The 13,916-nt window shown below is 43.5% G+C and carries 18 protein-coding genes; 13 read left to right on the top strand and 5 right to left on the bottom strand.

Annotation, left to right across the window (positions count from 1 at the left end; genetic code table 11):
- Both AC27HD_RS14255 and AC27HD_RS14260 read right to left on the bottom strand, forming a co-directional pair.
- The coding region (locus AC27HD_RS14255; RefSeq protein ID WP_032095397.1) for a type II toxin-antitoxin system RelE/ParE family toxin at positions 1-279 on the bottom strand (279 nt) is incomplete at its 3' end.
- Positions 276-560 (bottom strand): type II toxin-antitoxin system TacA family antitoxin, encoded by a 285-nt coding sequence (locus AC27HD_RS14260; protein ID WP_032095398.1) that lies wholly within the window; start codon positions 558-560, stop codon positions 276-278. The genes AC27HD_RS14255 and AC27HD_RS14260, both read right to left, overlap by 4 nt.
- 218 nt (positions 561-778) lie before the next feature.
- Between AC27HD_RS14260 and AC27HD_RS14265 the strand changes: the two genes are divergently transcribed.
- From AC27HD_RS14265 to AC27HD_RS14290, 6 genes are all read left to right on the top strand, one after another.
- Positions 779-1,060: a hypothetical protein gene (locus AC27HD_RS14265; RefSeq protein ID WP_032095399.1), complete on the top strand. Its 282-nt coding sequence runs from the start codon at positions 779-781 to the stop codon at positions 1,058-1,060.
- 230 nt (positions 1,061-1,290) lie between these two features.
- Positions 1,291-1,863, top strand: coding sequence for a helix-turn-helix transcriptional regulator (locus AC27HD_RS14270; protein WP_487106684.1), 573 nt, complete (start codon positions 1,291-1,293; stop codon positions 1,861-1,863).
- 153 nt (positions 1,864-2,016) lie between these two features.
- Complete coding sequence (locus AC27HD_RS14275; protein WP_487106686.1) at positions 2,017-3,228, top strand: metallophosphoesterase; 1,212 nt, start codon at positions 2,017-2,019, stop codon at positions 3,226-3,228.
- Positions 3,229-3,293: 65 nt separating this feature from the next.
- The gene (locus AC27HD_RS14280) at positions 3,294-3,809 is read left to right on the top strand and encodes a P-loop nucleotide/nucleoside kinase family protein (protein ID WP_487106688.1); all 516 of its coding nucleotides are present in this window, start codon (positions 3,294-3,296) and stop codon (positions 3,807-3,809) included.
- 51 nt (positions 3,810-3,860) lie between these two features.
- Positions 3,861-4,229, top strand: coding sequence for a VOC family protein (locus AC27HD_RS14285; RefSeq protein WP_487106690.1), 369 nt, complete (start codon positions 3,861-3,863; stop codon positions 4,227-4,229).
- A gap of 90 nt (positions 4,230-4,319) precedes the next feature.
- Positions 4,320-4,646 (top strand): gamma-glutamylcyclotransferase, encoded by a 327-nt coding sequence (locus AC27HD_RS14290; protein WP_487106692.1) that lies wholly within the window; start codon positions 4,320-4,322, stop codon positions 4,644-4,646.
- A 69-nt stretch (positions 4,647-4,715) separates the two neighbouring features.
- Here AC27HD_RS14290 and AC27HD_RS14295 read toward each other — a convergent pair whose 3' ends face one another.
- Entirely contained in the window at positions 4,716-6,176 is a 1,461-nt protein-coding gene (locus AC27HD_RS14295; protein ID WP_032095406.1) for a potassium/proton antiporter, read from the bottom strand.
- A gap of 204 nt (positions 6,177-6,380) precedes the next feature.
- On the opposite strand from AC27HD_RS14295, the gene AC27HD_RS14300 reads away from it, so the two are divergent.
- The 7 genes from AC27HD_RS14300 to AC27HD_RS14330 all read left to right on the top strand — a co-directional run bounded on the left by AC27HD_RS14300 (position 6,381) and on the right by AC27HD_RS14330 (position 11,083).
- On the top strand, positions 6,381-6,740 hold the full coding sequence (locus tag AC27HD_RS14300; RefSeq protein WP_487106694.1) for a hypothetical protein: 360 nt from the start codon (positions 6,381-6,383) through the stop codon (positions 6,738-6,740).
- 105 nt (positions 6,741-6,845) lie between these two features.
- The gene (locus tag AC27HD_RS14305) at positions 6,846-7,142 is read left to right on the top strand and encodes a YciI-like protein (RefSeq protein WP_487106696.1); all 297 of its coding nucleotides are present in this window, start codon (positions 6,846-6,848) and stop codon (positions 7,140-7,142) included.
- A 38-nt stretch (positions 7,143-7,180) separates the two neighbouring features.
- Positions 7,181-7,825 (top strand): DUF4386 family protein, encoded by a 645-nt coding sequence (locus tag AC27HD_RS14310; RefSeq protein WP_487106698.1) that lies wholly within the window; start codon positions 7,181-7,183, stop codon positions 7,823-7,825.
- A gap of 88 nt (positions 7,826-7,913) precedes the next feature.
- A complete protein-coding gene (locus AC27HD_RS14315; RefSeq protein WP_487106700.1) occupies positions 7,914-8,498 on the top strand; it encodes a histidine phosphatase family protein in 585 nt (194 codons plus the stop codon).
- Complete coding sequence (locus AC27HD_RS14320; RefSeq protein WP_487106702.1) at positions 8,492-9,001, top strand: P-loop NTPase family protein; 510 nt, start codon at positions 8,492-8,494, stop codon at positions 8,999-9,001. Before AC27HD_RS14315 ends, AC27HD_RS14320 begins: the two co-directional genes overlap by 7 nt.
- A gap of 98 nt (positions 9,002-9,099) precedes the next feature.
- On the top strand, positions 9,100-9,273 hold the full coding sequence (locus AC27HD_RS14325; RefSeq protein ID WP_487106704.1) for a hypothetical protein: 174 nt from the start codon (positions 9,100-9,102) through the stop codon (positions 9,271-9,273).
- Positions 9,274-9,604: 331 nt separating this feature from the next.
- Entirely contained in the window at positions 9,605-11,083 is a 1,479-nt protein-coding gene (locus AC27HD_RS14330) for an SGNH/GDSL hydrolase family protein (protein WP_487106706.1), read from the top strand.
- 18 nt (positions 11,084-11,101) lie between these two features.
- Here AC27HD_RS14330 and AC27HD_RS14335 read toward each other — a convergent pair whose 3' ends face one another.
- Together AC27HD_RS14335 and AC27HD_RS14340 are read right to left on the bottom strand one after the other, a co-directional pair.
- Entirely contained in the window at positions 11,102-12,376 is a 1,275-nt protein-coding gene (locus AC27HD_RS14335) for an NRAMP family divalent metal transporter (RefSeq protein ID WP_487106708.1), read from the bottom strand.
- Positions 12,377-12,497: 121 nt separating this feature from the next.
- Positions 12,498-13,841, bottom strand: a complete 1,344-nt coding sequence (locus AC27HD_RS14340) for an alginate export family protein (protein ID WP_487106710.1) — start codon at positions 13,839-13,841, stop codon at positions 12,498-12,500.
- Positions 13,842-13,916 lie beyond the last annotated feature (75 nt).

Genomic DNA, 13,916 nt, shown 5'->3' on the forward strand with positions numbered 1-13,916 from the left:
GTTGCCTACAGGAAATTTTTGCTTTTGGTGTAAAACTCGAAGAATGTGAATAATGTCATCTTTCATGAAATATGAAACGATCATTGAGACCTCTGGAATTATTAACAATCTTCCCGGTATACCCTCTCTCTCCACTCCCATAAGAGGTTGCTGGTTCAAGTTTTCAACTTTTTTCTCAATTATTGCATCAGTTTTTTCTGCTGCTAATGGATTAAATTCGTATAAAAACTCGAAAATAGCCTCACGATCGTCCAGCGAACTTTTTTCCCAAACGATCATTTTTTGGCTTTATTCCTAATTTTCATTTTTCGAGCTTCCATGTCCAAGTTTGCCTCTTCATGACTGACAAACTTACTTTGCCCACTTTCTAATTTATTAAACGCAGCATTCACCTCTTCAGTAAGCCACTGTTCATGGGTAATTATTTTGCGTTGCTGTTCAGCAAGCTCTTCCGTAAGCTCTCTACAAGCGTCGCTTAAAGTGCGCCCTTGGCTTTCGGCCATTTTCTGAGCTAGCCGTTTAGTTTCTTCGTCTACTCTAAATTGTATGCGAGTATCCATAGTAAATTCCTTACTCAATGTACACACAAACGTTAGCACAACCATTGGATTTACGGCAACTAACAAATGCATTAACTCGCTCGCAAGCTCGCTAGGATAAAAACACGTAGGCTCCTCGCGCATCGCTTGTTATTCTGACCTTCATATTTTTGCCCCTTACCGGGAGGTTATGGATTTCCACTTTTAGTGGGTAAGACCAATTTCATCGGATATCTGTTATGAATTTAGATAAATCTACAAAACGTATAGCAAAGAGAGTCAAAAAAGGATTTCAGGGGTACCCTCAAATTTCAATTTCTTATTTCGGTCAGACGGCAGAGCTTGCAACAGAAATTATCGTTGGCTTTACGGCTGAAGAAGGTGCTCCTCTACAAGAGCAAAAATTTTCGAGTGAAGGAGATGCGAGAAAAGATGAAACTATTCAAACTACCTTGTTAAAAGTAATTGAGCGTGCTGATGCCCGAACAGTACTGCAAACCGAAGGTGTTTCTATACTCTAGTCTTTGAGTGATTGAAATAGAACAAATCACTAAAGCGGGACTTTTTACAGTTTGCTGAGTTTCGCTTCGCTATACATTTTAGCAAACTATTAATAGCCCTTTATTCGAGGGTTAGCTGCTTGGCGTACTACTGACGTAGTACTGGCGTGTATTTGTCGTAACAAAAATGAGGACTATTCCCTTACGATGTAGCTTTGTTAAACAAAGAAATATCGTAAGGGAATAGTAATATGGAAATGAAAATAAACTCAAAATTGATCGTTAAACTCAGAAAAGAGAAAGGGTGGAGTCAGCAGCACCTTTCCCTTGTTTCAGGTGTAAGTCTACGCACTATCCAAAGAGTAGAGAACGAGGGAAACACATCTATAGAAACACTGAAATCTCTGGCATCAGCATTTGAAACTGACTTTAACAGTCTAATTTTTACCCCCCCACAACCAAACAAGCTATTAAGGAAAACAATAACCTCTTTTGCTCTACTTTTTAGTTTGACCATGAGTATCTTTCTTACATCAACAACCACTGCTTCACCAGGTATGGAAATTCAAGCAGAAAAAATGATTGTATCTCAAGATAAAAGAGAGACCACTTTCTTAGGCAAAGTGATTATGGTTATTCCGTCTGCTGCTTCTTTTGAGATCTCAACAATTAAACATCGCTCGAATGAGGACAGTGATGCCTATCAACTTAAAATCACTACGGAAGAATCATCATTTCTAGCTTTAGATGCTCGAATTACAAGAATAGACACTGGGTTAGAGGTTAGAGCAGAAGAAATACGAGCAATCAACGCGACAGAATAGTGATTGCAGCTAACAACACTATAAACTTCGCTGGGGCGCATATACGAAGAGCTGCTTAGCCATTGCACATTCACTTATTGGAGTGTTACGTTACATTTGTCTGTTGTGTGCATTCAGACCGTCGTAAAAGTTTTAAAACAAGGAAGTTTTAGTTTGAAAAAGTTTTTGTATATTGTGACTACAGTGATCCTTATTCTGTTTATATCACTTGCAGTAGTTAGCAGGTATAGCGGAACGGGCATTAGGGTCACAGACGGACGCTACTTGGGGTACTCCGAAAGTACCGACGAATGGCTATTTATTGGATATCAAAATAAACGTGTCGAGCATGATGGACCTTATGTTTTTGTCAATTCGAATAAACCGTTAGCGTTAAGAGTTGAAAGTACCGAGCAGTCAATTAACAACGTTACAAAGTCACCTGTTCATGGTGAGCTTTTAGTCACTGTAGACAATAAACCTCAAACCCAATTCAAAGTACCTTTGCGACAGTCTTTCCCTCGCTCAAAGTTGAACTATTCCACAACCGAAAGTGTGTTGGCTATTTCTGATATCGAAGGAAACTTTGACGCAACCGTGAATATTCTCGCCGCCAATGGCGTGATAGACAGCTCCTTAAATTGGAACTTTGGTAAAGGGCATCTGGTGTTAGTTGGCGATATGGTAGACCGAGGCACGAATGTTGTGCCAACACTCTGGCTATTATACAAACTTGAAGCTGAGGCCAGAGAGGCCGGTGGCAATCTTCATTATATTCTTGGAAATCACGAACGTTACTTATTGGATGGCAGAACAAAATCTGTAGCAAAAAAGTATTTTGGTACATACCGCGCGACCAACATGACGCAACGCCAGTTGTGGTCGGAAGAAACTGTGCTAGGCCGCTGGCTGAGGACTAAACCGGTTTTATTGAAGATAAACGATGTTCTATACGTTCACGGTGGTATATCCCCCGAGGTATTGGATAAAAAGCCAACGTTAAAATTCATCGATAATTTAGCAAAAGAGTCTTTTGTAACAACAGGAACCATTGTGAAAAATATCGAAGGGCACATCCTACATAGCTCAGAAGGTTTACTGTTTTATAGAGGCTTAGCTAAGGATATGAGTCACTATGGGTTAGGCAAGAAAGCAAGTGAAAGCCATATCGAACAAATATTGACAATATATGACGCGAAAAAAATAGCCATAGGTCACACGCTGACAAACCACATTAGTTTCGACTTTAATGATAACGTAATTCGAGTTGATGTTGACCATGCCGCGGGGGCAAGCGAAGCATTGTTAATTGAAAACCATGCGGTTTATAGAGTTGACTTGAAAGGGCAAAAGCTTCCGTTAATTCAAATCGAAGGTTCAGAGTAATAATAGATATAATAAACTAGCAAGCCAAGGTTTAAGCAGTGCGAGAGAGGAATCATTACAATACTATGCTGTATATTTTTGGTGGTTTACCAGCCTCGGGTAAAACCGAACTTTCAAGGTATTTAGCCACATCGTTAAGCGCCGTTTATATTCGTATCGACACCATCGAACAAGAATTAAAAAACTGTGGCTTTAATGCACTCTATGACGAGGGCTATAACGTAGCTTTCGCACTTGCTTTAGACAATTTAAAAAACGGCCTCTCTGTAGTTGCAGACTCCACGAATCCGGTTTTAGAATCACGCCAGAAATGGATAAAAGTAGCCAACAAAGCTGCTTCACCTTATATAGAGATAGAAATTGTTTGCTCCGACAAAGTCGAGCATAAACAGCGTGTGGAAAACAGGCAGTGTGACATTCCAAATCTTGCTCTTCCCTCATGGGACAGCGTGATTTCAAGAGAATATGAACCTTGGAAATCAGCTAGCATAACTTTAGACACTGCCGGCAAGACTCCAGAACAAAGCAAACAAGAGCTTAACAGTCTACTTCATAAAAAAGGCATTAGCGGGTTAGCATAGAGTGGCAAACTAACTGGGTTGTCTATCCAATTACACAGTAAGGAATTACACATGGCTGGTCCCGCTCATCATGGCGCAATTATTTACTCTAACAATCTAAAAAATTTATCTGCTTTTTACGTGCAGCTGTTTAGTATGAAAGTGGTCAGGGAAACCGCTGACTTTATCAGCCTTGATAAAGATGGCTTTAACCTGATTGTTCACATACCGCCTTTTGCTATTCCCCATAGTAGCGTAAGCGCTGTAAAATTGTTTTTTGCTGTGACAAGTATTGATAATGCCAAATTACAAGCGATAAAGTTAGGTGGTGAGGCACTAGATGGTGAATGGGCAAACCCCATATTTACAGTGGCTAATATTGTAGATAACGAGGGTAATCATATTCAAATACGAGAATTTGCACGTAGCTCAAGTGCATAAACTTTTTAACGCGCAGTGGGCTCTTTTGGCGTGGTGCTTTGCTTAAGTAACGTAGTTATCGAAATATAAAATATTGGAGAGCAGGTATTGATGAGCGATAAATTATTTGTGTATGGAACACTAGGCCTCGGTCGACCTAATGAACACATTTTAAGTAATATTGGTGGCACCTGGGATAAAGGAAGCGTGAAAGGCGTTCTCAAAAATGAAGGCTGGGGCGCCGAAATGGGTTTTCCTGGTTTAACTTTGGATGAACGCGGTGAGGAGGTTAAAGGCTTTGTATTTACCTCTGCAAACCTAGCCCAACATTGGGCTAGTCTCGACGAATTTGAAGGCGATGCATACTTACGTGTTATTTCACACGTAACCCTAGAAGATGGCCGAACTGTAGAAGCACAACTATATACTCTGCGATAGGCGCTAGGCATTGAGTATTTAACATTAGGAGGTTGAATGTTAATGCGTTTTCACCCCATTTAGTGCCATTTAACTATCGTGATAAAAGCAGCTTTCCACGGCTTGTTTATCAAGCAACTTAGTAATAATAAATACGTGATCGCCTACCTCTAAACGTGTGCTGCCTTTGGGTATTAGCGTAGCCTCCCCTCGCGCAACTACCGCAATAATCGTTTGCGCAGGCAGTACCAGTTCACCAATCGACAGCCCTATTGCTGGTGAGTCTTCTATCAACTCTATTTCTATTAATTCTCGCTTGCTCTTAGCCACCTTCACTATTTCGATGGTGCTTGATTCTTTTGCCTTTGCATTCAACACTAGCCCCAGCTTTTTCGCTGCAAAGGGTAAACTAGAGCCTTGCAGTAAGGCAGATATAAGTACGATAAAAAACACTACGTTGAATATGAGGTCGGCATTCGGTAGCTCAAATATCAGTGGGAATATAGCCAAGATAATAGGCACTGAGCCACGTAGCCCAACCCATGATATTAACAATGATGCTTTAAACGAAAAGCGACTTAGCATCATTAGCGGCATGACGATTAGCGGCCTTGCAACAAATATAAGCACGAAAGCAATGATTAGCCCTTCTTTCCAAGTTTGAAAGAGATCCGTGGGTGTAACTAATAGGCCTAAAATAACGAACATGGCGATTTGCCCAAGCCACGCAAGCCCGTCGAGAAACACAAAGGTGTTCCGTTGATAAGAAAAACGACTGTTTCCCACAATAACGCCCGTTATAAAGGTAGCTAGAAAGCCGCTGCCGTTTAAATTTGCGGCCAAGCCAAACGCTAACACCCCGAAAAGCATGACAAACACCGGGTATAATCCAATAGCCATTAGGGTAATTCTTCTAAAAATCCATACTGCAACACCCCCAATACCGGCCCCCACCAAGGCCCCTACCCCCATTTGACTTACAAATAGCGACGCCAGCTCGATAGGCTGAGTAGAGGTGTCTTTTATGAGTGTAATTAACCCAACGGTGAGAAATATGGCCATGGGATCGTTTGATGCGCTTTCTAATTCTAGCGTGGCCTTAATTTTTGCAGGTATCGTAATGCCTGCATTTCTCAGTACAGAAAATACCGCAGCAGCATCTGTCGACCCTACAATAGCGCCAAGCAGCAGCCCCATATACAGCGGTAAGTTCAGAATATACATGGCCGCTATACCTGTGACCGTAGCGGTGCCCACTACACCAAGGGTGGCTAAAAGTGCCGCAGGTTTCCATGCTCGCTTTATCGACCTTTTCGAGGTTTGTAAGCCACCATCAAACAAGATAAGAATAAGCGCAAACGTGCCAATTGAATGAGCCACATCCACGTTATCAAAAAGAATTCTGCCAATGCCGTCTTCTCCGGCCAGCATGCCAACACCTAAAAAGAGAACGAGCACCGGCACGCCAAACCGTGGCGACAATTTGCTGGCTAATACACCAAGTATGGCAAGCACAGCGCTGAGTAAAATAATGTGGTCGACCGCAAACATAAGAATATCCTTGTACTGAGTTGCGCGGAAAAATGAAGAAAACGGAAAGGCGCTAGAATAACAGGCTTATAAGCACGATTGAGCACCACAATCGTACGGTTTTGTTGATCGGCCTTTTTGCCTCCTTTTTAAAACGCTCTTTAATACTATTTGATGTCTCACATAACAGCGCTATATTTAGAGCTCGGTTTAGGGAGATTATAATTGAAAGACTTTGACATCATCTTTGATTATTTAAAAAACATTCTGATGAACTATAAACAGGATATGGTGGTTGCCATCAACGAACCCGACCACTTTTATCTAAATACCCATCATGTTATGAAAAATAAACAGCCAATGTATTTCGCCTCAGTAAAGGTCAATAAGAATTACGTTAGCTTTCACTTGATGCCAGTTTATGTCTTTCCTGAATTACTCGACAACGTATCCCCTGAACTTAAAAAACGAATGCAGGGCAAGTCTTGCTTCAATTTTAAAACGTTCGACGACACTCTTATTGATGAATTAACAGCCCTTACTCGAGCAGGCTTTCATAAATTTGAACAAGCCGATTATTTATAGTTTCGGCGTACAAAATAAATTTATTATATCAAAAACTAGTATTTACAATGCTGTATGCTCTAATTTGACATTGAGCTTTCGCGTTTTATCCACCGAGAAATTAGTATGTTTTTCTTACTTACCTACACGGTTATTCCTGGCTATCTAGAAGCAAGGCAGCTGTATCGACAACAGCACATTCAATTGGCTAACGAGGCGGCTCAACGGGGTGAGCTCTGTTTAGGTGGAGCGTTATCTGCCCCCACAGACTCTGCGGTGTTGCTTTTTAAAGGCGATAGCGACGAAGTGGCAAAGCAGTTTGCTAAAAACGACCCCTACGTGGTTAATGGTCTAGTAACAAACTGGACGGTAAGACAATGGGACATAGTGATTGGCGCTGGTGTTGACCCCATTGGGGTGTAGTGGTGCATAGCGATGTTTAACCCTTGGAAATATACAGCTTGAGTAACTTACAAAAAACAGGCGGCGTAGCTGCATTATTTGAAGCCGTCATTTATGTTTCGGCGTTTGTGTTCTTTGGTGCTTTTTGGAGCTCACCCGGTGGTGCCGATGCAGCGCAACAATTTGCCTTTCTCGCCGAGAACAAAACAGTGCTATCCATTGTTAACTTCGTTATGTATGTGCTTTTTGGCATTGTATTAGCGGTATTAGTACTGGCACTTCACGAGCGTTTAAAAAAAGGGGCCCCAACACTTTCTTCACTCGCCGCTGTATTTGGTGTGGTTTGGGTAGGCTTAGTGATTGCCAGCGGTATGATAGCGAATATTGGCTTAGCCGCAGCCATAGACCTTGCTACCACAGAGCCACAACAAGCAATGATAATGTGGCGCACTGTTTACACCGTAGTAGAAGGATTGGGTGGCGGAAACGAAGTGGTAGGTGGACTTTGGGTTTTACTGATAAGCATTGCGGCTTTTCAAAGCCAAACGCTGCCAAAAGCGTTTAACGTTGTTGGATTATTCGTTGGATCTGTTGGTGTACTCACTGTGTACCCCGCCGACGTATTGACCGAAATCTTTGGCGTAAGTCAGATAGTATGGTTTGCTTGGCTGGGCGTAACCTTGTTGAAAAGCAGCGAAATTTAACAGCCATATATAGGTATCATGGGTTTGTCATTTAATAGGGTTTTTCATTTAATAGGCATTGCCCTTCAATAGTAGTGATAACACGGAAGTGAAACTAGATAATATGCAAATAGTGCTAGTACGACACGGAAAACCAGAAAAATCCCAAAATACTCGATTGGGCAGCGCGGGCTTCGCAAACTGGGTAAGGAATTACAATCACTCGATGGTGGCTAAGACTAGTCGCCCAAACATTGTATTTACTGACAGCTTTAATGATTACTACGTGGTGTCTAGCGATTTGCCTCGTGCTGTTCATAGCTGTGAAATTGCACTCAACAAATCTCCAGACCTCACATCGGCGTTATATCGAGAGATGGATATTCCGCGCTTCAAATTACCTTTTACCCTAAACGCGTGGACCTGGGTTTATGTAAACCGAGCTTTATGGACGGTAGGAAAAACGGGCCCGTTCGAATCTTATCGACAAGCAAAAATGCGCGCTAAAACTGCAGCACAAGAATTAATCACCATTGCGCAAAAAGAAGGTAAGGTTATTGTATTTGCCCACGGTTACTTAAATTTACATATGAGAAAACACTTTCGCAATTACGGCTTAAAGCAAACTTGCAAATCAAGCCAGTATTGGGGAGTCACCGCCTTTGAAAGCGGGTCACGAGAAACGCCATGTTAACTAACACTCTGATTTTTGGAAACTCTGCGTCTGGAAAATCAACCCTCGCCAAAGGGCTTGCGAATACATACGGTGTCGCCCATTTAGACTTAGACACCATAGCGTGGCAACCGCAATCGCCACCAGCGCGAATGCCCATGGCAGAGTCTAAAGCGTTGATAGATGCGTTTGTAAATACACATACTCACTGGGTAATTGAAGGATGTTATTCTGATTTATTAGCGCTTGTTACTCCTTTGGCCAGTAACGTGCTTTTTCTCAATTTATCCGCTAATGACTGTATACAAAATGCCAAAAACAGGCCTTGGGAGCCACATAAATACGAGAGTAAGGAAGCCCAAGACGCCAACTTAGATATGCTTATACAATGGATTTCGCAATACACCGAACGCACTGACACATTTTCAAAAGCGGCTCATGAACACCTATTTAATAGCTTTGAGGGCAACAAGCGTATGTTTCAGTCGAACCAAGCAAAGTCTCGCTGGCTCTCACAACAATGAAACTTAAGGCTCAGACACATACGCTTACGTTGTTTTAGCTAATGGCTTTACTAAATGCACTATAATTACAATTCGGCATACCAATATGGAGTATTCTGATGCCCCCATTTATTCGTATCACCATTGCGTTATTATTTCTATTTGCTGCGTTATGCTCATACAGCATGGGCTTTGAAACGGGTCTGTTTGCTCTTGTCGTACTTGGCTTTATCTTTGAGGCAGGGTTTTGGTTAGGGCTTTTCCCAATAAAAAGAAGAAAGCAAAAATTTTAGTGCATCACTCTGTGATCACCGGTTTGCTTGCCAATTTGAGCAACAGCTTGAGCACCTGTTTGAGCATAGGCTTAATCAGAGATTTTATCTCGGGTTCAATAGCAGTTTAGTTTGCAGATCGGTTTATAGCTGTTCGAGGCCTTAGCTGTTTGAGACCTTTGCTTTTTGAGGTCTAAGCTGCCTGACACTTTAACTGTTGAAAATTTAACCAGCCTATTTTACATTAACCACTCTTGAATAAAGTAAACGGACACAAATTCTATTGCGCTGGTGTCATTGCGCTGATGTTATTGGAGTGGGGTCCTCACTTACCCAGCACGGACGTACCTCAATGACCAAAATATTTACTATAGGCGACAGCATTTCCCAAGGCTTTATGTCAGGCAGTGCGGCTAACACGCGACTTAGTTACAGCACACTCCTTGCCGACGCACTTGGCGAACCCAACTACCGTTACCTTCGCTGGGATGAGCGCTATAAAACAAAAATCGATTTAGAACGCATTTTTAGGGCGCTGGAAAGGAAGTTCGGCGCTAACATTCGTGGCCTCGAATGGCTAAATGCATTTTCAGTGATTAATAGCGTGCTCGATCAGGCTGAAGACTTTTACGAGCGTGGTGACGGCATGCCGGGTAAACCCGTGGGTAGCGATTTCGACTCGCAAGGTTTTCACAATGTGGCCGTAGAAGGGATGGATGTGGGCGATGCCTTTATGGTCACTCCCCGCTCATGCCTAGATGTGATAGCAAACAGCACCGCCACCGGCGATGGCTACCTTCAAGCCGTGAGTACGCCTTTTTCCAGAAATGCCTATCGCGTACTTAACCCATTAGGCGATAAAGGATTAGACACCTTCGGCAACTTTACCGCCGTTGACTGGCTTAAGCATTGCGCGAGAGAAGAAGGCGTTGAAAATCTCTGCCTGTGGCTTGGCGCCAATAACGCGCTAGGCACGGTGTTAAGCCTCAATATAGCCCAAACACCAAACGACCCCGAACGAGTGCTACAGGCTTCGCGCAAGGAGCGTAGCCAATGGAATTTATGGCACCCCAACGACTTTCACGCCGAATACGACATGCTGTTAAACAAGGTTGTTGACGCTATGGCAGACAATAAGGAAAGTGACTGGAAAGTTTTCGTTGGCACGGTTCCTTTGGTCACTATTGCGCCTATTGCAAAAGGAATGGGCGAAAAGCGGGTAATAACCGATCCTTCTCGGCCTGATAAAAAGGCCCTTTATTATGAGTTTTATTCTTATTTTCCGCTGTCAGAATCAGCTGCAAAGGGGTGTGGTAAATACCTCCCGTTTAGAGATGCGGTATTCATCGATAAAACTATCGTCGAGTTTAATCGCAGTATTAAAGCGTTGGTGGCCGCTAAAAATGACGCTTTAGGCAGCGAACGCTTTCATATTGTTGATATTGGTAATGACTTAACTGAAATGGCGTGGAAGCGCAATTTTGGTGAGCCGACCTACCCTCTGCCTGAAGCTTTACAGTTTGTTTATCCTCCCATCGACACTAAGTACTACGATACATCGACCGAGGGCGACATTTTATCTGGCGGTATTTTTAGCCTAGACGGGGTGCACCCTACAGCGATAGGACAAGGCATCATTGCCGACGCATTTCTCAAAGAAATACAAAACGCCCGGCCCAATGAATCGGTAACACCGCTTAATTGGCAAAACATTATTGCAAGCGACTCATTAAGACAAAAACCCATTACCTTAATGAGCGAATTGTATGAGCACGATAAGCTGGTGAAATTTATTTGCTCCGTGGGCGATATTATTCGCTTTAGAGACTAATGTGTGTGTTAGTTCGCATTATGCCAGCCATTTCCACCAGACAAAGACCAGCAAAAATCCGAATAAATATATAAGCCCCATATAGCTTATTGCCGTTACCCATTTGCTTGGGGCGGCGTCTTCATGCAGCTGACTTCGGGCCACTAATCTATGGTTAAGCCACGCAAAAACTGGGGTTGTCACAAAAGCGAGGGTCATCGCAAACCCTAGCATGGCTAACAGCGCTGATTTAAAAAATAGCACTATGGCAAAACTTATCGCTGCCATAACAAGCAGCACTATTGTAACCAGAGCGTTTTGAGGGCCTTTTTCACTGTTTGCTGCTTCGCCCGCTTTTTTCGGTAAAAGCAGCGAAATACCCTCTGCGACCACTCGCGCATAACCATCGTAAACGGTCAGCGCCGAGCCGAAAATACACAGAAAGGCCACCAGCGCTATAAGCCCATGGGCCCATTCACCAATGGTGGCTGAATACATGCTAATAAGCTGATGAGAAAACCCTATGCCGCTTGTGGCCAGAGGCGTGCCGCTTGAATAGAGTACCAACGCACCTAGCCCTAAAAACAGCATGGCAAGCAACACCGTTACGCCGTAGCCAAGGTTGAAATCGAACAGCGCGCTTTTAGGAGTAACCGCTTTGTCTTTGCACTGGCGCTTTAGCCACAGCGACGTAATTGACGATATTTCGATAGGCGCAGGCATCCAGCCCATGGTAACAACTAAAAATCCGAGGGTTGCTAACGTCCATGGAGAAGGAGGTGTCTCTTTGGGCGTAACCGAGGCGTACCCCACTAGGGCAACAACAAACACCACAATAGTCGCTAACACCAAGACGCCCATTATGCCCTTAGCAATATTGTCTAGGCCTTCAAAATGCCCTGCTAACAAGATGATTAAAATAAGGCCCAATACCAAGGATGAGGAGAGTGTGATCGCGATATCGAAAGGCACAAAGTACGAGAGTAAACTGGCGGCGAACAGTAAAAGTGCGGCGGCATTCACCACAGAGGCGAGCATATTTAAGCACAGCGCCGACGCTAAATAGCGCTTACCCATACTAAGATACCCCTGCTGCAGGGTGTTCTGAGTGCTTATGGTGTAGCTTACCCCGGCCCTAAAAAAAGGGTACTTCAGTATATTTACCACAAGAATGAGTATGGCCAGCTGCCAGCCAAACTTAGCCCCTGCCTGCGTTGACGCTACAAGGTGACTTCCTCCAACGGCCGCTGTGGCCATGAGCACTCCGGGCCCAAGGAGCGATAAGAGTGCCCGAAAACGGGAAATTAGCGACATAAATGGCAAGGTGCTCTCTTAACTATTAGCAAACGATGAGCAAAGATAACAGGTTAATTACACAGGGAAAAGGTTAACTCATTTCTACTAGCGAGACGCATCAGGTATCAGTAAACGGCGGTTAAAAGCTGTACATTGCACCTGTGAAAACAAACGCACTGTTATCGCTATAGTCGCCGCGCTCAAAGCCCCGCCCTTTAAACAAATACGCACCGCCAATAGCCAAGCGCAAATTAGGTAATACGTTATAGCGCCATCTAGCCTCTACTTGATGGCCGATAAAATCATCCACACTTTCAGGGGCTTTTTGATACCACATGGCTTTATAGCCAAGCAGTACATGGTGGGCGCCTGCAGGTTTGCTAATGCTGCGCAACCCTACCGTTTTCAAGTTTCTACGGGGCATGGCTTTATACACATCCGTTGGCCCAAAATCAAAACGCCTAACACCAAATAAACTGTCGAAATTCTCAATTCTGTTGTCTGACGTATCGTTATCACCACTGATGTAATCTACCTCGGCGCGTAAAAAGGTATTGGCAGTAATCTTTTTGCCTAGATAGCCAAAAAGCATGTAAGCGCGAACGTCTTTATCTAAAGTGTCATCGGCGGCTCTGGTTTCTCTTGCGGTTCCAGTTTGACCGACTATCTCTACGTTGCCCTTCCAACCATGACTAAACGCTTTGGTATAATCTACGGATAAGGTATACAAATCTCTGTTATTCGTGGCTAACTGGTCGCCGTCATCTTCTTTTAGCCAGTAGCTTTGTAACTTTACATTGTCATCGGGAGAGGCGATGTATGCGCCGAATAACCGTCTCTCGCTGTAGCTTTTATCAAATGCTCGCTCATTTGCATCAACACTTGCTGCATCAAGAGGAAAACGCACCACAGGCTGAATATATATACCACTGACATTCCACTGTGAGAATGTGGCGTCTACCACTACCCCGTCGTAACTGTTTGTAGCATTGCGATAGATGGTTTTTGCTAGCAGGCGACGGCTGCCGTAATCAAGCTCCATACGCCCTACTTTGATGGCGTCTATATTGGCTAGTGAGGTTGGCGCATAAGAGACATAGAACTGCACGGGCTCCAGTGTATTGACCTGATTGGCACCCAATGTGGGGTCGTTATCATCAAGAAATGCTCTGGAGTCTCTTACGTCTAAAGTCGCGCTAATATTGTTGTAGCTTACCGTAGTGTTAACAATGATTCGGGTAGAAATACGCTCATTGTTTTGCTCGCGCTGCTCACGCGTAGTAGGAAAAATAGGGTTGTGCAGCGACTCATAGCGCACTCTTAGTGAGCCTGATACGTCCACATGCACTTGGTTGTCGTTGTGTATCGCTGTATCCGCTAACGCATTATTAGCCACAAGTGGCGACACTATAATCAGCGCTATAGAGAAAAGAAAGAAAGGAAAAGCGAAGAGTAAAGGTAACCGACTATAAAAAGAACGCATTAACAACCCATAAAGACCTAAAAAATTATGGGTTGTAATTATACGCAGAGCTACTCATAACGCACTATCTGTTTA

The sequence above is a fragment of the Alteromonas sp. 4NS20-0143 genome (assembly GCF_057542855.1).